16 protein-coding genes are annotated in these 20,634 nt (G+C 69.9%); 9 read left to right on the forward strand and 7 right to left on the reverse strand.

Going from position 1 to position 20,634, the window contains the following annotated elements; all coding sequences use genetic code 11:
- Window positions 1-6: 6 nt before the first annotated feature.
- Complete coding sequence (locus OED52_RS19830; protein WP_264152524.1) at window positions 7-486, reverse strand: TspO/MBR family protein; 480 nt, start codon at window positions 484-486, stop codon at window positions 7-9.
- 80 nt (window positions 487-566) lie between these two features.
- On the opposite strand from OED52_RS19830, the gene OED52_RS19835 reads away from it, so the two are divergent.
- A complete protein-coding gene (locus tag OED52_RS19835; RefSeq protein ID WP_264152525.1) occupies window positions 567-1,562 on the forward strand; it encodes an MBL fold metallo-hydrolase in 996 nt (331 codons plus the stop codon).
- A 7-nt stretch (window positions 1,563-1,569) separates the two neighbouring features.
- On the opposite strand, the gene OED52_RS19840 is transcribed toward OED52_RS19835, so the two are convergent.
- Window positions 1,570-3,942: an FdhF/YdeP family oxidoreductase gene (locus OED52_RS19840; protein ID WP_264152526.1), complete on the reverse strand. Its 2,373-nt coding sequence runs from the start codon at window positions 3,940-3,942 to the stop codon at window positions 1,570-1,572.
- Window positions 3,943-4,068: 126 nt separating this feature from the next.
- Here OED52_RS19840 and OED52_RS19845 point away from each other — a divergent pair, with 126 nt between their 5' ends.
- The gene (locus OED52_RS19845; RefSeq protein WP_264152527.1) at window positions 4,069-5,652 is read left to right on the forward strand and encodes an FMN-binding glutamate synthase family protein; all 1,584 of its coding nucleotides are present in this window, start codon (window positions 4,069-4,071) and stop codon (window positions 5,650-5,652) included.
- 17 nt (window positions 5,653-5,669) lie between these two features.
- Here OED52_RS19845 and ppsA read toward each other — a convergent pair whose 3' ends face one another.
- The 5 genes from ppsA to OED52_RS19870 form a co-directional block, all read right to left on the reverse strand.
- Complete coding sequence (ppsA, locus tag OED52_RS19850) at window positions 5,670-7,955, reverse strand: phosphoenolpyruvate synthase (RefSeq protein ID WP_264152528.1); 2,286 nt, start codon at window positions 7,953-7,955, stop codon at window positions 5,670-5,672.
- Window positions 7,956-8,040: 85 nt separating this feature from the next.
- Window positions 8,041-9,039 (reverse strand): zinc-binding alcohol dehydrogenase family protein, encoded by a 999-nt coding sequence (locus OED52_RS19855; RefSeq protein ID WP_264154780.1) that lies wholly within the window; start codon window positions 9,037-9,039, stop codon window positions 8,041-8,043.
- Window positions 9,040-9,176: 137 nt separating this feature from the next.
- Window positions 9,177-9,839, reverse strand: a complete 663-nt coding sequence (locus OED52_RS19860) for a TerD family protein (RefSeq protein ID WP_264152529.1) — start codon at window positions 9,837-9,839, stop codon at window positions 9,177-9,179.
- Between the two features lie 105 nt (window positions 9,840-9,944).
- The gene (locus OED52_RS19865) at window positions 9,945-11,051 is read right to left on the reverse strand and encodes a DUF475 domain-containing protein (RefSeq protein ID WP_264152530.1); all 1,107 of its coding nucleotides are present in this window, start codon (window positions 11,049-11,051) and stop codon (window positions 9,945-9,947) included.
- 137 nt (window positions 11,052-11,188) lie between these two features.
- Complete coding sequence (locus OED52_RS19870) at window positions 11,189-11,764, reverse strand: TerD family protein (RefSeq protein WP_264152531.1); 576 nt, start codon at window positions 11,762-11,764, stop codon at window positions 11,189-11,191.
- Between the two features lie 272 nt (window positions 11,765-12,036).
- On the opposite strand from OED52_RS19870, the gene OED52_RS19875 reads away from it, so the two are divergent.
- Genes OED52_RS19875 through OED52_RS19905 form a run of 7 tightly spaced genes read left to right on the forward strand, consistent with a single transcriptional unit; the run spans window position 12,037 to window position 20,510 of the window.
- Window positions 12,037-13,158, forward strand: coding sequence for a serine/threonine-protein kinase (locus OED52_RS19875; protein ID WP_264154781.1), 1,122 nt, complete (start codon window positions 12,037-12,039; stop codon window positions 13,156-13,158).
- Window positions 13,159-13,187: 29 nt separating this feature from the next.
- Window positions 13,188-14,345, forward strand: a complete 1,158-nt coding sequence (locus OED52_RS19880; RefSeq protein WP_264154782.1) for an HpcH/HpaI aldolase/citrate lyase family protein — start codon at window positions 13,188-13,190, stop codon at window positions 14,343-14,345.
- The gene (locus OED52_RS19885; RefSeq protein ID WP_264152532.1) at window positions 14,342-15,655 is read left to right on the forward strand and encodes a phosphoribosyltransferase family protein; all 1,314 of its coding nucleotides are present in this window, start codon (window positions 14,342-14,344) and stop codon (window positions 15,653-15,655) included. Before OED52_RS19880 ends, OED52_RS19885 begins: the two co-directional genes overlap by 4 nt.
- Window positions 15,652-16,758 (forward strand): cysteine protease StiP family protein, encoded by a 1,107-nt coding sequence (locus OED52_RS19890; protein WP_264152533.1) that lies wholly within the window; start codon window positions 15,652-15,654, stop codon window positions 16,756-16,758. The genes OED52_RS19885 and OED52_RS19890 overlap by 4 nt, the downstream gene beginning before the upstream one ends.
- A 59-nt stretch (window positions 16,759-16,817) precedes the next feature.
- Entirely contained in the window at window positions 16,818-17,588 is a 771-nt protein-coding gene (locus OED52_RS19895) for an HAD family hydrolase (RefSeq protein WP_264154783.1), read from the forward strand.
- Window positions 17,589-17,642: 54 nt separating this feature from the next.
- Complete coding sequence (locus OED52_RS19900; protein ID WP_264152534.1) at window positions 17,643-18,911, forward strand: TerD family protein; 1,269 nt, start codon at window positions 17,643-17,645, stop codon at window positions 18,909-18,911.
- 6 nt (window positions 18,912-18,917) lie between these two features.
- Window positions 18,918-20,510 carry a TerD family protein gene (locus OED52_RS19905; RefSeq protein ID WP_264152535.1) on the forward strand — a complete coding sequence of 531 codons (1,593 nt, stop codon included), beginning with the start codon at window positions 18,918-18,920 and terminating at the stop codon, window positions 20,508-20,510.
- The last annotated feature ends 124 nt before the right edge of the window (window positions 20,511-20,634 follow it).

The raw sequence follows: 20,634 nt of genomic DNA on the forward strand, positions 1-20,634 counted from the left end.
CTGTGGTCACCGGTTGAGCTGCCGGATCCGTCCCGTCAGGATCGTGGCGAATCCGGTCCACCCCGCATAGGGTGCCAGCGCGGCACCGGCCGCGGGGCTCGCCTCGGCGGTGCGGCGGGTCAGGTCCGCGGTGCTCGCGGCCAGGGCCGCGGCCAGCAGGGTGGCGGGGAGCAACCGGTGCCACTTGAAGAACACCCACGACCACGACGCGTTGAGCACGAGGTTGGCTGCGAGGGACGCGACGTAGCTGCGGCGGCCCGCGAAGTCGGCGGCGTCGGTGTACTCGTCGATCGCGACCGCCGAGGTCACCGCGATGTCGGCGTAGAGCGCGGTCCACACGATCGGGAACACCTCCGCCGGAGGCTGGAAGCCGGGCTTGCGAAGCTTGCGGTACCACCGTGAGTTCGTGTCCTGCGAGGCGATCGATCCGATGACGGCGGTGGTCGTCGTCGCGGCGGCGGTGGCGAGCACGGTGGTGAGCTTCATGCCGCATCGGCTACCCGCCTCGGCCGCGGACGAAACGGACACCCCGGTAGCGTGACGGCCACATCGGAAGGGGGCAGAGGATGAGCGGTCTGCAGCAGGTCGGGGACGGGGTCTGGGCGTTCCTGCGGACACCCGGGGGCTGGGGTGAGGCCAACACCGGGCTGGTCGTGGCGCCCGGGACGGCGTCGCTCGTGGTGGACACGGCCTGGGACGTCGGGGTCGCCCGGCGGATCGCCGAGGCGCAGGCACCGCTCGTCGCGGACGCCCCGATCACCGAGGCGGTGAACACGCACAGCGACGGCGACCACTGGTGGGGCAACGACAGCCTGCCCGCCGGCACCCGGATCACGACGAGCACGGCCGCCCTCGAGGGGATGCGCGAGGACCTCCCGCCGCGTGCCCTCACCGCGCTGGCCTCCACGGGATCGGTGTTGGGGCGGCTGCCGGGACCGATCGGCGCCGCCGGGGCCTACACGGCCCGGGTGCGCGGCGACGCACGTTTCCCGCGCCGCACCCCGCGTATGCCCGACCACACCTTCGACACCGCCACGACGCTCGAGGTCGGTGGCCGCACGGTCGAACTCGAGCGGCTCGGTCCCTGTCACACGGCCGGCGATCTCGTCGCGCGGATCGCCGACGCCGGGGTGGTGTTCACCGGCGACCTGCTGTTCATCGGGTCGACGCCGATCCTGTGGCACGGTCCCCTCGACAACTGGCTGTCGGCGCTGGACCGGCTGCTGGCCTGGGACGCCGCGGTCTACGTGCCCGGCCACGGTCCGCTGTGCGGCACCGCCGAGATCCGGACACTGCGCAACTATTGGCTGTGGCTGCGCGACGCCGCCGCAGAACAGCACCGGACGGGAACCGGCCTGCTCCCCGCCGCCCGCGCTCTCGTCCGCAGCCCGGAGTTCACGCAGTGGCGGCACTGGGAGTCGCCCGAACGGCTCGTGCTGAGCCTGAGCACCCTGTTCGACCAGTGGAACGGTAAGCCGCCCGGCCCGCCGACCGTCGTGCGGCGGGCCACGGCGTTCGCCGTCGCCGAGACGCTGCTGCGCGAGGGCGCACTCAACTCCTGAACACGGCTCAGGACAGGTGCTCCGGTTGCGGGCAGGTCTTGTGCGACCAGTCCGACCCGACCGTCTGCGTGCCGTGCACGTCGGGGCAGGAACTATCGCGCGTCCCGGCCGGCGCGAGAGAGACCACGACCGACTTGTAGGTGGGGCAGTTGCTCTGCAGCGCCGTCGAGTCGAGCGGAACCAGCGCGTTGGTCTCCGGATAGTAGGCGGCCGCACTCCCCCGCGGCAGGTCGTACTCGACGATCCGGAACTGCTCGGCACACCGCACGCGTTCGTCGCCGTCCCAGCGCGTGAACAGATCCACCATGTCGCCGTTGTCGAACCCGAGAGCGGCGATGTCCTCCCGGTGCACGAAGACGACGCGGCGGCCACCCTCGATGCCGCGGTAACGGTCGCTGAGCCCGTAGACGGTGGTGTTGAACTGGTCGTGGCTGCGCAGTGTCTGCAGCAGCAGGTGGCCGGGCGGGACCTGCACGACCTCCACCGGTGACACCACGAATTCCGCCTTCCCCGACTCGGTCTGGAAGGTGCGGCTGTCACGCGGCGGGTGCGGCAGGATGAAGCCGCCGGGCCGGCGGACGTTGACCTCGTAGCTCTCGCAGCCCGGCACCACCCGGGAGATGTGCTCGCGGATGTTCTTGTAGTCGTCGCGCATCGCCGTCCAGTCGATGCCGTACCGGTCACCGAGGGTGGCCTCGGCGATGCCGGTGATGATCGCGACCTCCGACTTCAGGTGCTTGCTGGGCGGTTTCAGGGGGCCTCGGGAGGCGTGCACCGAGCAGGTGGTGTCCTCCACCGACACGAACTGCGGACCGGACGCCTGCACGTCCTTGTCGGTGCGGCCGAGGGTCGGCAGGATCAGCGCCGTCTCCCCGCACACCAGATGCGACCGATTCGGTTTCGTGGAGATGTGCACCGTCGTGTCGAGGCGGGACATCGCCTCGGTGGTGACCGCCGTGTCGGGTGCGGCCTGCACGAAGTTGCCGCCGAGTCCGAGGAAGAAACGCGCCTTGCCATCGCGCATCGCACGGATGGAATCGACCGTATCGTAGCCGTATTCGCGAGGCGGATCGAAGCCGAACTCCTTCTGTATCGCGTCGAGGAAGCTCTGCGGTGCGCGTTCCCAGATGCCCATCGTGCGGTCGCCCTGCACGTTGGAGTGGCCCCGCACCGGCATCAGGCCGGCGCCGCGTTTTCCGATGTTGCCCTGCGCGAAGGCGAGATTGCAGATCTCCTTGATGGTGGCGACGGCGTTGCGGTGCTGCGTGATTCCCATCGCCCAGCAGAAGACCGTGGCCTTCGAGCGGCGCAACATCTGCGCGGCCTCGGTGATCTGCTGCCGCGACAGACCCGTCGCGGACACGACGACGTCCCAGTCGACACCCCGCACGTGCTCGGCCCACTCCTCGAATCCCCGGGTGTACCCGCGGATGAAATCGTGGTCGAGAGCGTCCCATTCGACGAGCAGCGACCCGAACGCCTGCAGCAGGGCGAGATCGCCGTTGACCGCGACGGGCAGGTGCAGATCGGCGATGTCGGTGCCCTTGCCGATGACGCCCCGTGGTGTCTGCGGGTTGCGGAAGTTGACGAGACCCGCTTCGCGGAGCGGGTTGATGGCGATGATCTTCGCGCCGTTGCGCTTGGCCTCCTCCAGCGCCGTGAGCATCCGCGGATGGTTGGTGCCGGGGTTCTGGCCCTGCAGCACGATGAGCTCGGCGTGGTGGACGTCGTCGAGGGTCACGCTGGCCTTGCCGATGCCGATCGACTCCTGCAGCGCGATGCTCGTGGACTCGTGGCACATGTTGGAGCAGTCCGGCAGGTTGTTGGTGCCCAGGGCCCGCGCGAACAGCTGATAGACGAAGGCGGCCTCGTTCGAGGCGCGACCGGAGGTGTAGAAGATCGCCTCCTCGGGACTGTCCAGCGACCGCAGCTTCTCCCCGATGAGGGCGAACGCCTCGTCCCAGTCGATGGGGGTGTAGTGCGTGGCGCCCGGGCGTTTGACCATCGGGTGGGTGATGCGGCCCTGCTTGCCGAGCCACAGTTCGCTGCGCTGGGACAGTTCGGCGATGCTGTACTTCGCGAAGAACTCCGGGTCGGCGCGCCGGCGGGTGCCCTCCTCCGCGACGGCCTTGGCCCCGTTCTCACAGAACTCGGCGATCTTGCGGTGGCCGGGATCGGGATCGGGCCAGGCACAGCTGGGGCAGTCGAAACCCTCGGCCTGGTTGAGTTCGAGCAGCGATTCGGCGGTGCGCACGAGACCCATCTGCTCGAGCGAACGTTTCATGGCCACTGCCACACCGGTGACGCCGGCGGCGGCCTCCTTGTGGTCGCCGATCTCGAGGTCGTTCTCATCGTAGTCGTTCCGGTAGTCGTCCAGCATCCCGATCACCTCTCGCCGCGCACAGTCCTGCACGACGGATACCCACCGTGCGGAACGACCCAAACCGTTCCGCGACGATCCCTCCGACCCGCCTCGCCGGGCACCGCGCAGACGTACGCTCGGGGCATGCGGTGGTCGAAGACGTTCGGAATCCCGGCGGCCGCGGCGGCAGCCGTCGGTGCGTACGATCTTGCGCAGAAGCGACATTCGTTGCTACGCAATTTCCCGGTTCTCGGGCATGCCCGCTACCTCCTCGAATCGATCGGGCCGGAGCTGCGCCAGTACATCATCACGACCAACGACGAGGAGCGTCCGTTCACCCGCGATCAGCGCAGATGGATCTACGCGTCGTCCAAGAACGTCACCAATACCTTCGGTTTCGGCAGCGACAACGACATCGAGTTCACGGACGGGTACACGATCGTCAAGCACCGCACGTTCTCGGATCTGCCGCCGTCCGCCGCCCCGCACGCCGGGGAGAAACTCACCATCCCGTCCGCGAAGATCCTCGGTGCCGCCCGCAGACGCAGGCGGGCGTTCCGTCCCGAGTCGTTCGTGAACATCTCCGCGATGAGCTTCGGATCCCTGTCCGGTGCCGCGGTGGAAGCACTCAACCGGGGTGCGGCCGCGGCCGGATGCCTGCAGAACACGGGTGAGGGCGGGCTGACGCGCTACCACCGCAACGGCGGCGAGCTGATCTTCCAGATCGGCACCGGCTACTTCGGATGTCGCGACGAAACAGGGCGTTTCGATCTCGCACGGTTGAAGGACGTGGTGGAGTCCGCGCCGGTACGGGCACTGGAGATCAAGCTCAGCCAGGGCGCCAAGCCGGGGCTCGGTGGATTGCTGCCGGGAGCCAAGGTCACTCCCGAGATCGCCGAGGTCCGTGGCATTCCCGTCGGCAGGGACTGCGTGAGCCCGTCCCGCCACACGGAGTTCCACGACGTCGACGAACTGCTCGACTGGGTGGAACTGCTCGCCGCGGAGACGGGGTTGCCGGTCGGCATCAAGTCCGCGGTGGGCGACCCGACGTTCTGGGACGAGCTGACCCGGCAGATGCGCGCGACCGACCGCGGCGTCGACTTCGTCACCATCGACGGGGGCGAGGGCGGCACCGGTGCGGCTCCCCTGGTGTTCGCCGACGCGGTGTCGCTACCGTTCCGCAGCGGGTTCGCCCGGGTCTACGCGGCCTTCGCCGAGGCCGGCCTGACGGACGGTGTCACCTTCGTCGGCGCGGGCAAACTCGGCCTGCCCGACAATGCCGTCGCCGCGATGGCGCTGGGATGCGACATGGTGAACGTCGCGCGCGAACCGATGTTCGCCATCGGGTGCATCCAGGCCCAGAAATGTCACACCGACCGATGCCCCACCGGGGTGGCGACGCAGAACCGTTGGCTCGTCCGCGGACTCGACGTCCCGTCCAAGGCCGAGCGGGTCACCGACTACATCGGCGCTCTGCGGCGCGACGTGTTCAAGATCGCGCAGGCCACGGGGGTGGCACATCCGGGACTGATCACCGTCGACGACGTGGAGGTCGCCGACGGGAACCAGCACGCCATCACTCTCCGCGAGCTGTACGGCTACCGGGAGGGCTGGGGCCTGCCCTCACCGAGCGATCGGGACGAGATCACCCGCCTCATGACGGTGGAAGCTGTCACCACACCGGGTGGCACCGATTCCGGGGGATCGGTTCCTCCCCCGGACCGGTAGTCGCACAACGGAGTTCGTCACCGTTCGGCCACGCGGGCCCGTTCGAGCAGAATGCGTTGCTCCGCTTGCGCTATCGTCCGCCGAGTCCGTGCGACGGCGTCCGGCGCCACCGACACCGAGGTGATGCCGCGCCGCACCAGGTGCTCGGCGAGGGCGGGGCTCGTCGACACCGCCTGACCGCACAACGAGACGGTCAGGCCCGCAGCCGAGGCCCTGTCGACGATCCGGTCGATCGCGTCGAGCACCGCGGGATCGAGGGTGTCGAACAGGTCCTTGCACACCTCGGAATCCCGGTCCACACCGAGGATCAGCTGGGTGAGGTCGTTGGTGCCGATGGAGACACCGTGGATGCCGAGCTTCGCGTACTCCGGCAACCAGTAGACGACCGACGGCACCTCCGCCATGATCCAGCGCTGCATGCGGTGGTCCGCACCGAGGGGATGCGCGTCGAGCTGTGCGAGGCACTCCTGCAGCTCCCAGCGGGTGCGTACGAACGGGATCATCAGGTGCACATCGGGATGCAGACCGCGCACGCGGTGCAGCACGTCGAGGTCGAGGGCGAACAACTGCGGGTCGCGCACGTACCGGAAGCACCCGCGGTAGCCGATCATCGGGTTCTCCTCGTGCGGTTCGACCTCACCGCCCTCGAGATCGGCGAATTCGTTGCTGCGCAGGTCGATCGCCCGGTACACGACCGGCCGGGGTGCGAACGCCGCGGCGATCCGCGCGACCCCGTCGGCCATCCTCTCGACGTACTCGTCGCGGCGGCCCTGCGCGATCATGCGCGCGGGGTGCTCCCCTGCCAACGCCTCGGTGATCATGAACTCCGCGCGCAGCAGACCCACCCCGTCGACGTCCGACGCGGCGACGGCCTCGGCCGCGTCGGGGGTCGCGAGGTTGACGTACACCGACGTCGCGGTGACCGGCAGGGCACCGGCCACCACCGTGGTGGCGGCCCGGTCGGCGGCGGGTTGCCCGGCCGCGGGATGCACCCGGCCTTCGAAGACCGCGCCGGCATCGCCGTCGACCGTGATCAGCTGACCGTCGTGCAGGTCGGTCGTGGCGGTGCGGGCTCCGACCACCACGGGCTTGCCGAGTTCGCGCCCGACGATCGCCGCGTGACAGGTGATGCCACCGCCGTCGGTGACGATGCCGCCGGCGCGCCGCAGGATCGGCAGCCAGTCGGGGCGGGTCATCGGCGCGACGATGATCTCGCCGTCGGTGAGCCGCTTGCCGTCGGCCAGTTCGTGCAGGATCCGCACCCGGCCGGTCGCCGAGCCGGGACCCGCACCGAGACCGGTGAGCAGAGGCTTGGCGTCGCCGCTCCCGACCGGGCCGTCGTCGGCCGGTGCGCCGAGGGTGGTGATGGGGCGGGTCTGCACGATCCACAGCTCGCCCTTCGCGAAGGCGAACTCGAGATCCTGGGGAGCTCCGTAGTGCTTCTCCACGTCGGCGGCCAACCGGGCGACGCGGCGGAGCTGCTCGTCGTCGAGGACGCGGGTCGCGCGGGCCGGGTCGACCACCTCGCGGGTGTCGCCCGCCGACGACGAGGTGATCCGGAACTCCTGGTGCCCGCGGTGCACGTCGAGGATCTCGAAACCGTCCTTGGCGACGACGTAGGTGTCGGGTTCGACCTGCCCGCCGACGACGACCTCGCCGAGGCCGAGTGCCGCCTCGACCACGATCCGGTCGAGGTCGCCGGTGCGGGGGTCGGCGGTGAACGCGACCCCGGAGGATTCGGACTCGACCATCACCTGCACGACGACCGCGATGGACGGCTCGTCCGCCACCCCGCGCAGACCCCGGTAGGTGCGGGCGCGTTCCGACCACAGCGACGCCCAGCACGCCTGCACCGCGCGGATCACCGCATCGGCGCCCACGATGTTCGTGTACGACTCGTGGATACCGGCGAAGGAGGTGTCGGCGGCGTCCTCGGCGGGCGCCGACGAACGGACCGCGACGGGCACGTCCCCGCCGAGCGCCTCGTAGGCCGCGACGATCTCCGCCCGCAGTTCGTCCGGAACGGACGAATCGGTCACGAGCGCAGCGAGTTCGGTGGAGGTGCGGATGAGGGTGGCGTCGTCGATGTCCGGTGCGGGCACCGCCTCGGCGGCCAGTCGCGTCCGCACGCCCGCCGCGTCCATCGCGTCGAGATAGGCGTCGGTGGTGACGGCGAAGGCGGGGGGAACCGGGAAGCCCGCCCGCGTGAGCTCACCCAGATTCGCGGACTTCCCCCCGACCTTCGGGGCGTCGTCGGCACCCACGGCCTCGATCGGTCGTACCCACACGTTGTGCTCGCCCATCGGTGACTCCTCAGGTTCCACGTGAGACGGCCCCGATCCCATCCTCGCCCCGCCGGGGCGGGGAACGTAGGGCACAAGGTCCTCGTTACGGCACCAGCACTGCGGCCCCGCGGACCCGGTCGTCGGCGAGGTCGGTCAGCGCCCGGTCGGCTTCGGCGAGGGGATATCTCGTCGCGCTGACCCGGATGCGGTGTTCGCCGACGAAACGGAGGAACTGGTGCGCGTCCTCGCGGGTGTTGGCCGTGACCGACCGGATCTCGCGTTCGTAGAACAGATGTCGCTGATAGTTCAGGACCGGTACGTCGGTGAGGTGGATGCCGGCGAGCGAGAGGATGCCGCCGCGGTCGAGGGCCTCGAGAGCCGTCGGCACCAGTTCACCGGCGGGCGCGAAGACGATGGCGGAGTCCAGCGGGACCGGCGGTCGGTCGGCGGAGCCCTGCACCGAGTCCACACCGAGTTCACGGGCCAGTTGCCGCGCGTCCTCGCTGCGGGTCATGACGTGGACGGACACACCGCGATGCATGGCCACCTGCGCCGCGATGTGGGCGCTGCCGCCGAATCCGTAGATGCCCAGCCGGCCGCCGTCCGGGACCGCCGCGCGTTTCAACGCCCGGAATCCGATGATTCCGGCGCACAACAGCGGTGCGAGTTCCACGTCGTCGTAGCCCTCGGGCAGGGGCAGCGCGTAGGCGGCGGGCACGAGGGTGTACTCGGCGTAGCCACCGTCCTCGTCCCAGCCGGTGTAGCGCGAGTCCGGGCAGAGGTTCTCGTCGCCCCGGCTGCAGTAGCGGCACTGCCCACAGGTCCATCGCAGCCAGGCGACACCCACCCGGTCCCCCGGCGCGAACCCGTCGACGCCCTCGCCCACCTCACGCACCACACCGACCACCTCGTGTCCCGGCACGACGCCGGGGCGGTGGACCGGCAGGTCGCCCTCCGAGACGTGGAGATCGGTGCGGCACACGCCGCAGGCCTGCACCTCCACCAGCAGCTCTCCGGGTCCGGCGACGGGCATCGGGACGGGTCCGAAGGTCAGCGGTTTCTCGTGGATGGGGCGCGGATCGGTGACCCGCCACGCCGTCATCGTCCCCTCGGTCACGGTGATCCACCTCCGGGATCTGCGTTTCACGGTCGCCCTCGGTGGTCCCGGCCCGACGATCTCGGACCGGGACCGCCCGTCCAGTTTCGCGCGTGTCACCCCGGTGTGGGGAGGGGTTGGGGTTACTTGCGGCCCGCCTGCCAGCGCATGCCCCAGCCGTAGGCGCGGTCGAGGTCGGACTGGCTGCCGTCGACGTACTCGACGAGCCGGTCGACGGTGATGCCGCCGGGGGTGTTCTGGAGCATCGCGATCGCGCAGATGCGGGCACCGTTGTTCGGCGAATCCAGGCGCACCTCGATCTGTGGGCCGGACGGCGGGGTGAGGGTGACGACGCCGTCGACGGCAGCCCAGTTGGGGGCGCCCTCGTAGATCATCGCGAAGATCAGCACCCGCTTGAACAGCTCGGGGCGCTCGAGGTTGACGTACATGTTCTCGCCGCCCTCGACGGAGCCGGTGCGGTCGTCACCGTCGAGGTGGATGTAGGGCGGGGTGTGCAGCGCGCCGAAGCTGTTGCCGAGCGCCTGCACCACGCCCTTCGAGCCGTCCGCCAGTTCGTAGAGGCAGCCGAGGTCGAGGTCGACGCCGCCGGTGGCGCCGGCCAGCTTCGCGAGGAACCCCTTCTTCTGCTGGGCGCCGCGCGACCAGTTCAGGTTCACCCGCGTGACCCCCTGACCCGAACCGGCCTTGGTGAGGCTGACGCTGGGGGCCTCCTTGGTGAGGTTGATCTTGCTCAGGTTCACGCCGCCCGCGTTCGGCTGGGGCTTCTTGTTGTAGTCGATGGCCATGTCGTGCCTTTCGTCGTGGGGATGGGTCTGCGAACGAGGGGAGCCTCCCGGCCCGGATGTCGGGTCGGGAGGCTCCCCTCGTGGATGCGGATCGGTCTGCCCGGATCAGGGAGCGCCGGTCTCCACTGCCTCGGCGCCTTCCCGCGCGGCGATCCGGCGGTTGCGGTACACGCTCGACGCGAAGGCCGCACCGATCAGCGCCACACCGATGAGTCCGGTGACGACCTCCGGAACGTGCGTGCCGATCGAGTACAGCAGGATCAGTGCCAGCGCACCGATGGCCCAGTGGGCGCCGTGTTCGAGGTACACGTAATCGGAGAGCGTGCCCTTGCGCACCAGGAAGATGGTGATGGAGCGGACGAACATCGCGCCGATGAAGCCGAGGCCCAGGGCGATGATGATCGGATCGGACGTGATCGCGAACGCGCCGATGACGCCGTCGAACGAGAACGACGCGTCGAGCACCTCGAGGTAGAGGAACAGGAAGAAGCCGGCCTTGCCGGTGGCCTTCGCGAGGGTGCTCGGGCCGCGCGATTCCTCCTCGCCCTCCTCGGGCACCTCGAACATGTCGCCGAGGCCGTTGACCGCGATGTAGGTGATCATGCCGAGCGAGCCGGCGATCATGACGGTCGAGACCTTGTCGTCGGGGGCGATGACGGTGGCCGTGATCAGGAGCAGCGCCGTGGCGACGACGACCTCGAGCTGGTCGAGCTTGCCGGCCTTCGCCAGCGGCCGTTCGAGCCACTGGAGCCACTTGATCTCGCGTTCCTCGAAGATGAACTGCAGGAACAGCATGAGCAGGAACATGCCGCCGAACGAGGCGATCTGCGGATGCGCGTCGGTGATCAGGGTCTCGTAGCTGGGGCTGCCGTCCGGGAAGTAGGCGGCGCCGTCGGCCGGCGGGTTGAGGGCAAGGTCCAGGGCCTCGATCGGTCCGAGCCCGGATGCCGCCCACACGATGACGAGCGGGAACACCAGGCGCATGCCGAAGACGGCGATGAGGACGCCGATCGTGAGGAAGATCTTCTGCCAGAACTCGCTCATCCGCTGCAGCACGGTGGCGTTGATGACCGCGTTGTCGAAGGACAGCGAGACCTCGAGGATACCGAGGATCAGACAGAGGAAGAGGGCCTGGGGGCCGCCGTAGAGGAAGGCGACCACGAGGGAGACGACGGTGACCGCGAAGGAGACACCGAATATTCGCAGAACCACGAAGCGTGGCCTTTCTGTGGGAATCAGGTCATTGCAGGGTGGTTACTGCACATCGGTCGTACGACCCCCGCAGGCGGGGGCGGTGCCGGGTTCCGGCCTCGACGACACCGCCGAGGCCGGAACCGGGGAGCAGCGGACTAGACGTTGACGCCGTAGTCGCGGGCGATGCCCGCGAGGCCGGAGGCGTAACCCTGACCGATGGCACGGAACTTCCACTCCGCGCCGTGACGGTAGAGCTCACCGAAGACCATGGCGGTCTCGGTGGAGGCGTCCTCGGACAGGTCGTAGCGGGCCAGCTCGGTGCCGTTGGCGCGATCCACGACGCGGATGTACGCGTTGCGGACCTGGCCGAACGACTGGCCGCGGGAGTCTGCGTCGTAGATCGACACCGGGAAGAAGATGCTCTCGATGTTGGCGGGAACCGCCGCGAGATCGACGTTGATGACCTCGTCGTCGCCCTCGCCCTCACCGGTGCGGTTGTCGCCGAGGTGCTCGATCGAGCCGTCGGGCGACTTGAGGTTGTTGAAGAAGACGAAGTGCTGGTCGGAGACGACCTTCTTGTCGGCGCCGGTCGCGATCGCGCTGGCATCGAGGTCGAAGTCGGTGCCGGTGGTGGTGCGCACGTCCCAGCCGAGGCCGACGGACACCGCCGTCAGGTTCGGAGCTTCCTTGGTCAGGGAGACGTTTCCGCCCTTGGTCAAGCTGACGCCCATTCGGGGTCCTTTCGATCGTTCAACGGTCGACGTACCGGTAAGGGCACGCCCGGTGTGCGTGTGGAACCCCACAGTAGTAGCTCTCCGGACCCTCCCGCGAGGTACGCCCGTATCCACTATGCCCGTTCCGGGCGACATGGCCGCGGCGTCACCGCTCCGGACCCCGGACCGGGCGACCAGTACCATTCGGACCTGTGGCGAGCCGATGGACGCGCCGCCTGTTCGGCGGGGGAAACACCGAAGACCCAGCGGCGCGGCGTGCGCACGACGCGATGGTCAGCGCATTCCTCGACATGGACCGGCGCCAGTCGATCATCGAGGCGGGTGTCACCGCCTCCCACGAACTCGAACCCGAACGCGGTCTGCTGCGCGAGTGGGACCCGATCCGGCAGACCTGTTACCGCGCGGGCGAGGAGTACCTGCAGCTCGCGGTGACCGATCCGGACCGGCCGCTGGCGCCGGCCCACGCCTACGACCAGGCAGTTCACCGCCTGGGGGAGGCAACACGAATTCTGGATGAATTCTATGCGAACAATCGGGGTCATCTCGAGCACATGACCGCGATGGCACAGACGATTCCGCAGCTGGCGCACCGGGTTCGCACCGAGGCCCGCACCGTTCTCACCGCCGCCGCGGCACCGGAGAACACCGAGTTCGCGCACTATCCGTCGGTGCGTTCGGCTGTCGCCGATCTCGAGAACGCCCTGCGCGCACTCGACTCCGCACTGGGCATCGGCGCGGTCCGTGCGGCCGCGCTGCACGCCGCGGAGGTGACGTCCCGTCTCCACGCGGCGCTCGACGAGGCACCCGGGCGCGCGGCCGAGGCGAAACGCACGCTGGCGTCGGTCACCACCCGGCTCGGTGCCGTCCGCACCCGCTGCGAAGGCCTGGCCCCGGCCTTCTCGGCGTTGCTCCGCGAATTCAACGCGGCCAGTTCCGCCGACCTGACCGGCAACGACCGGCGCGCCGCCGAACTGCTCTCGCGTGCCGAGGAACAACTGGCCGCAGCCCGGGCCGCGGCCGCAGACGGCCGGCCCGAGGACGCCCTCGAGGAGGTCGCGGCGATCCGCGCCGAACTGTCGCGTGCCGAGGAACTCGTCGACGCGGTCACCGGCCGACTCGCGATTCTGCGTGCCGTGCGCGAGAATCCTCGCCGCAAGGTGGACGAGGTCCGGTTCCGGCTCCGTGACGCACAACACCTCGCGGTGCAGCGGGGGCTCACAGCAGAATGGGGGTCCGTCCTCGACGCGCAGTCGAGCCGGATCGACAGGGCGGTCGATGCGCTCACCGGTGTCCATCCGGACTACTGGGCGTACGTACGGGAACTCGACGCGGTGTCGACCTTCATCGCAGGGGTGGTGGATCGAATGAGAGGACGGCAGAACAGCGCATGACCGGGGCGACACTCACCGAGGCGCGTGCCATGCGGCACTTCCGTCAACTGGACCACCCGACGCTGGACCGGCTGTTCCTCCACCGTCCACAACCGTTCGGGCACGGGGATCTACGGGAACGCCTCGCGACCGCTCTCGGCGCGACCCTCTACGTTCCCGCCACCCGCCCCGATCTCACCGCGACGATCGTGCGGCGCGCCGTCGAGGGGGTGACCTCCATGGTTCTCGACCTCGAGGACGCCGTCGCCGACGACGAGGTCGAGGACGGATTCCGCAACGCGATCGACACGCTCGACGCGCTCGCCGCCCGCGGACCCGCACCGTTGATGCTGTTCGTCCGGGTGAGGACTCCGGACGGCATCGACCGGATCGTGTCGGGGCTCGGTGCAGGCGCCGGTGTCCTCACCGGCTTCGTGCTGCCGAAGTTCACCTCGCACACCGGATCCGATTATCTCCGGGCCGTGACCGCAGCCTCCTTGCGACTGGGACGCCGGTTGTACGCCATGCCCGTCATGGAGTCCTCGGAGATCGTCCACCGCGAGACCCGCGACGACGAACTGCGCGCGGTCTCGGCGATCCTTGCGGAGCACCGCGACAGCGTGCTCGCCGTCCGGATCGGCGCGACCGACATGTGCTCCACCTTCGGGATCCGCCGCGACCGGGACCTGACCATCTACGACGTGCGGGTCGTGGTCGACGTGATCGCCGCCGTCGTCAACTATCTCGGCCGCACGGACGGCACGGGTTTCGTGATCACCGGCCCGGTCTGGGAGTACTTCGCCGACCACGAGCGCATGTTCCGGCCGTTGCTGCGGTCCACTCCCTTCGAGGAGCACGACGCGGTGCTGTTCCGGCAGCAGCTCGTCAGCCGCGATCTCGACGGGCTGCTGCGCGAGATCGCCCTCGACCGCGCCAACGGGATCCAGGGCAAGACGGTCATCCACCCCTCGCATGTCGCTGCGGTGCACGCACTCTCGGCGGTCACCCACGAGGAGTACCACGATGCGACGGACATCCTCGACCGCGACACCGGGGGCGTGCAGGCGTCCGGTTACGGAAACAAGATGAACGAACGACGCCCGCACCGGACCTGGGCCGAGCAGACGCTCCTGCGCGCCTCCGTCTTCGGGGTCACCCGCAAAGGAGTCACCTTCGTGGACCTGCTGACCGCACTGGTGGAACGATGACCGGAGTCCTCGAAGTTCCCTGGTCCACTGCAGAATTCGGCCTCACGATCCGGCACGGCGAGTCGTCGTGCGGGTACACCGTCACCGGGCTCGTCGAACCCGGTCTGCGCCGCAATCCCCGCCGCGCGCACCTGCTGGTGTCCACGGTGCTCGGCAAGCACATCCCCACCGACCCCGCCGCGGTGCTCGGTGCGGGCCACCGGCTGGGCGAGCTGGTCGCGGATCTGCTGGGCGACAGCGCCTCCGACGCGGTCGTCCTCGGGTTCGCCGAGACAGCAACGGGTCTGGGCCACTGTGTCGCAGACGCTCTCGCCGCGGCGTGCTGCCTGCACTCGACGCGCCGGCGGGTCCCGGGTGCCGAGGTGTTCACCGGCTTCGAGGAAGGCCACTCGCACGCGACCTTCCATCTGCTCCAGCCCACCTCGGGTGACCTGTTCGCCAATGCGGCACCGCTCGTCCTCGTGGACGACGAGATCTCGACGGGGGCGACCGCGGTGGACGCCATCCGCGCGCTGCACCGCAGCCATCCACGCGAGCGGTACGTGGTGGCGTCGCTCGTCGACATGCGCACGGACGAGCACCGGCGCCGCACGGCCGAGGTCGCCGCGGAGCTCGGTGCCCGCATCGATCACGTGGCCCTCGCGAGCGGGCACGCCGTCGTACCCGACGATCTCGTCGCGCGGGTCTCGGCCCTTCCCGAGCCGCAGCTGAATCCCGTGGGGGACCGGCGCGGGGAGGCGCGGTTCGTGCAGGCGGCATGGCCGTCGCACGTGCCCGACGGTGGACGGCACGGGCTGCTCCGTTCCGACGCACCGGCTTTCGACGCGGCGCTGGAGGCCGTCACCGACGCGGTGACCGCCGTGCGGGACGCCGACCGGCCGGTGATCGTGATCGGGCACGAGGAGCTCATGTACCTGCCGCTGCGGCTGGCCGAGGCCCTCGCCGGGCGCGGCACTCCCACCCGGTTCCAGACCACCACCCGCTCCCCCGCCTACGTCATGGACGTCGACGGGTACCCGCTGCGGCGTGGATTCCGTTTCACGGCACCGGAGCACATCGCCGCAGAGGTCGAGGACGAGGTACCGCGTTATCTCTACAACGCGCAGTGGCCCTCCCCGACGCCGTCGTGTCCGGAACTACCGTCACGTCCGGAACTGGTGCTCGTGATCGACACACCCGCCGACACCGACCGGCTCCGCGCGCCGGGCGGCCTGCTCGATGTGCTCACCGCCGCCGGCGAGGACGTCCTCGTCGTGGTGGTCCCCGCCGCCGACCCGGCCGTGCTCCGTTCCTCCAGGGAGGCGAGATGACCACCCCGCTCACCGGGCCCGAATTCGGCTCGTACGCACCCGACGAGGTGACCTGGCTGCTCAAGGACCTCTCCCATGTCGACCTCGAGGGCGACATCGCCGAGCGGGAGGCACGCATCCAGGCCGGGCTGTCGCACTACGCCGAGTCGCTGCCGATCGAGTACCAGCCCGACGCCGCCTACCGCGAATTGTTCGAGAAGGCCCTGGCCGGCACGGCCGGGCGGCTCGCGCACGCCGTCGGGACGGTCACCGAACTGCTGCTCGCCGAACGCGGCACGGACCTCACGCTCGTCTCGCTCGCGCGCGCCGGCACCCCGATCGGTATCCTGATCCGCCGGTGGGCGCTGCACAAGCACGGCGTGACGCTGCCGCACTACGCGGTGTCCATCGTGCGTGGACGCGGAATCGATTCCGCTGCACTGGACTACATCACGCAACGGCACGATCCGGAATCGGTGGTGTTCGTCGACGGCTGGACGGGCAAGGGCGCGATCGCACGCGAACTGTCCGCCGCCCTCGTCGACTACGCCGCGGCCGGTGGTCCCGTCCTGTCCGACGATCTCGTGGTGCTCGCCGATCCGGGACACTGCGTGCGCACCTACGGCACCCGCGACGACTTTCTGATCGCGTCGGCCTGCCTCAACTCCACGGTGTCGGGGCTGGTGTCGCGAACAGTGCTCAACGACAGGTGGATCGGGCCCGGGGAGTTCCACGGCGCCAAGTTCTACTCCCAGCTGGCCGCCGACGACGTGTCGAACCGCCTCCTCGACACCGTCACCGCCGAGTTCGACCACTGCGGTGACGCCGTCGCCTCCGCCCGCGCGGTGCTCGACTCCGACCGCACCCCGACCTGGGCCGGATGGGAGTCCGTGGAGCAGGTGCGCGCCCGCTACGGCATCTCGAGCGTCAACTTCGTCAAACCCGGCGTCGGGGAGACCACCCGGGTGTTGTTGCGCCGTGTGCCGTGGAAGGTGCTCGTCCGCGACGTCACGGCCGAGGAGCACGCCCATATCCGGCTGCTCGCCGCCGCCCGGAACGTGCCCGTCGAGGAGGTCCCCGATCTCGCGTACTCGTGCATGGGACTGATCAAGGACCTGCCGTGACCGCGTCCGCTCTTGTCGCCACCGATCTCGATCGCACCCTCATCTACTCGCGGGCCGCGATGGCGGACGACCGGCCCGACGACCTGCTGTGCGTCGAGTACTACGAGGGTGCGCCGCTCTCCTACGTCACCGAGGTCGAGGCACGGCTGCTGCGCGAGCTCGCCGACGAGGTGGCCGTCGTCCCCACCACCACACGCACCCCCGAGCAGTTCCGCCGCATCGACCTTCCCGGTGGGCCGTGGCACTACGCCATCACCAGCAACGGCGGCTGCATCCTCGAGGACGGACGGGTGGACGAGGGCTGGCGCCGCCGCATCGAAGGTGCCGTGTGCGCGGGCGGGGCGGGCCTCGACGAAGTCACCACCGAACTGCGCCGCCGGATCTCCGAGGAGTGGGTGTCGAAGTTCAGGATCGCCGACGACCTGTTCTGCTATCTCGTCGTCGACGTCGCCGCGCAGCCCTCCGGCTTCCTCGCGGACTGGCAGGACTGGTGCGCCTCGCGCGGCTGGAACGCCTCGCAGCAAGGCCGGAAGATCTACACGATGCCGGACGGCGTGTGCAAGAGCCGCGCGGTCGCGGAGGTGCGGAGCCGGCTCCGGGAGGCCGGGCTCCTCACGGACGACGCCCCGGTCCTCGCCGCCGGCGACGGTGCCCTCGACGCCGAGATGCTCAAGGCCGCCGACGCCGCGATCCGCCCGCGCCACGGCGAACTCGAACTGCTGGACTGGCAGCATCCGACGGTGTCGGTCACCGAGGCCGCGGGCATCGCGGCGGGCGAGGAGATCCTCACCTGGTTCGCCCGGTCCGCTCGGTTCTCCGCGGCTTCGTAGAGTAGGGATGCCAGCCGACCGCCCGCCCGGTCACCGACACAGTGAGGACACATCTTGCCGACTTCGCTCTCCAAGGGTCAGAACGGACCGTTGACCGCGTCCGACGTGGTCGTCTCGCTCGAGTTGACCACCCCGGCGGACCTGTCCGCGCTGCTGGTCAAGGCGGACGGCAAGGTGCGATCGGACGCCGACTTCGTGTTCTTCAACCAGCCCACCGGCCCCGGTGTGCGGCTGGTGCCGGGCGCCCCGGGTCAGGCCGCCTCGCTCGCGGTGTCGCTCGCGCAGGTGCCCGCCGACATCGACCAGGTGCGTGCGGTGATCACCCTCGACGACCCGTCGAGCAGCTTCGGCCGGTTCGCGCCGCCGACCGCCCGTGTCGCCGACGGCACCGGCACCGTGCTGTACGAGTACCTGATCGAGGGTCTGACGAGCGAGTCCGTCGTCATCGCGCTGGAGCTGTACCGGCGCCAGGGCGCATGGAAGGTCCGGGCGGTGGGCCAGGGTTACGCGGGCGGATTCGCGGACCTGGTGACCGACCACGGCGTCAGCGTCGACGACGCTCCCGCGCCGTCCGCTCCGGCTGCTCCCACACCGCCCCCGGCTGCTCCCACACCGCCCCCGGCGCCGCCGGTGCAGACGGCACCTCCCGTGCAGTCTGCGCCTCCGGCGCAGCCGGTTCAGCCCGCACAGCCGGTTCAGCAGGCACAGCCGGCACAACCCGCCGAGGTCAGCCTCACGAAGGCCCGGCCGGTGAGCCTGGTCAAGGGTCAGAAGGTCACGCTCCGCAAGGACGGTGGCGTCGCCCTGACCTACCTGACCATGGGTCTCGGCTGGGATCCGGTGCAGAAGCGCGGACTGTTCGGCAACCGTTCCGCCGACATCGACCTCGACGCCTCGGCGGTGATGTTCGCCGACAACCAGATCGCCGACGTCGTCTACTACGGGCAGCTGCGTTCGAAGGACGGCTCGATCCAGCATCAGGGCGACAACCTCACCGGTGTCGGTGAGGGCGACGACGAGGTGATCCTCGTCGACCTCACCCGCGTGCCCGCGCACGTGAACACCGTGATGTTCATCGTGACCTCCTACAAGGGCCACACCTTCGAGCAGGTGCAGAACGCCTTCTGCCGCCTCGTGGACGGCACCACCGACATCGAACTCGCCCGCTACACCCTGCAGGGCGGCATGCCGTTCACCGGCATGGTCATGGCGAAGGTCTTCCGGCAGGGCGGCGACTGGAGGCTGCAGGCCATCGGCGAGGGGATGCAGGCGAAGCACCCGGGCGAGGCGGCCCCGCAGCTGAGCCGGTTCCTGGTCTCGTAGGCGCCCGTGAGCGAACACTTCACAGCGGGACGCAACGCCCCGCTGACGACTCGTACCGTCCGGTTCACCGCGACCGCCGGCGTCCCGCTGGACGTGTGCGCGTTCGTGGTGGACGACCGGTGGCACGTGTCGTCCCCCGCCGACGCGGTGTTCTACAACCAGCCGGCCACGCCGGGCGTGCGGCTCGAGGGCGACACGCTGCTCGTCGACCCCGCCGCGGTGCGGCCCGGTGCCCGGGTTCTCTGCGCGGTCGGCGCCGGACGTTCGGTACCCGTGACGACCACGCTGGCCGACGCGGCCGGTGGCGTCGTGGCGACGTTTCACGTGGAACCGACCGACGGTGAGACGGCGTTGCTGTGCTGGGAGATCTACCGTCGCGGCGACGCGTGGAAGATCCGCGCGCTCGGGCAGGGTTACACCGGCGGGCTCGAGCGGATGTTCACCGCCCACGGTGTCGAGGTCGACGGCGCAGAGGTCGACCGCGCAGAGGTCGACGGTGCCGAGGGCGGCACCCCGGTCGACGGTGCCGAGGGCGGCACCCCGGTCGACGGTGCCGAGGTCGGCACCCCGACCGACGGTGCCGAGGCTCCCGCGGAACCCGGGCTTCCTCCGCTCGAACTGCTGTGGCGCATCTTCGAGGACGCCGCCCGGTCGGCGGCGGCGTGCACGTCCACCTACGAGTTCGCCCAGCAGCGGCTCGACGACGAACTGTCCGCCGCCGTGGCCGACCCCGCGGACCGCACCGGCCCGGCCGCCGAACGACGACGCGAACGGGCCGAGGAACGCTATCGCGAACTCGTCGACGCCGCGGACGAGCGGTACCGGGACGACAGCGCGGTGCTCACCGCCGAACTGCTCACCGTCGACGCGACCCTGCCGCCGGCCCTCGCGTCATGGTCGTCGCCGAGCTGGTCGCGGCCCGGAACCCCGAGCGACGGGGTGCGCGTCGGCGAGGTGTGGGCCCCCGACCTCGGGGCGCTGCGCATCCCCCTGTGCCTGCCCGCCCCGCTGATCCGGCCGTTGTGGCTCGAGGGCGACCCGGCCGAGCTCGGTCCCGTCGTCTCGGCGCTGACCGTGCGGCTGCTCGCCGCGTGCCCCGGCACGCTGCTGCACCTGATCGATCCCGCGCGTTCGCTGCCCGGGCTCACGAGCCTCACCGCTCCTCTGCTCGCGGGACCACCGGTGCTCGACAGCGAGCACGTCGCGGCGCGGCTGCGGGGACTCGCCGAGGCCGCCGACCTCGACGCCCTGGCCCAGCAGATCGAATCGGAATCCGGTTCGCCCGCACCTCTTCTCGTCGTCCTCGGCAGCATGCCGCACGGATACGGCCAGGAAGACCTGATCCAGCTGCTGCGGTTGGTGAAATCACCTGCGAACCGCAGTATCTCAGTGATCCTCGCCGGTGAGGCGGGCGCGGACGACGATCCGATCGTGCGGTTGCTGCGCGAGGAGGCCGAGTGTCTGCCCGGCGACGCCGAGGGCCACCTGATCGACCCGTGGACCGGCGGGCAGTGGACGTTCACCCCGGACCGTCTGCCCACCGACACGGAGTTGCTGCGCAACGTCGTGGAGGGACCCGGCCGTCAGGACCGCGTGTGACGGCCGGACTCCGCTCATAGGTTTGTCCTAACGTTTCGTGCGGCTGCCGGTCTTTGTAGCCGACGTCACGATCGTGTTCGACTGAAACGCGTGGACGGCACGTCCCCGTTGTCTCGGCGATCAG

Origin of the sequence: Rhodococcus sp. Z13 (assembly GCF_025837095.1) — a bacterium.
GTDB classification, from domain to species: Bacteria; Actinomycetota; Actinomycetes; order Mycobacteriales; family Mycobacteriaceae; genus Rhodococcus; species Rhodococcus sacchari.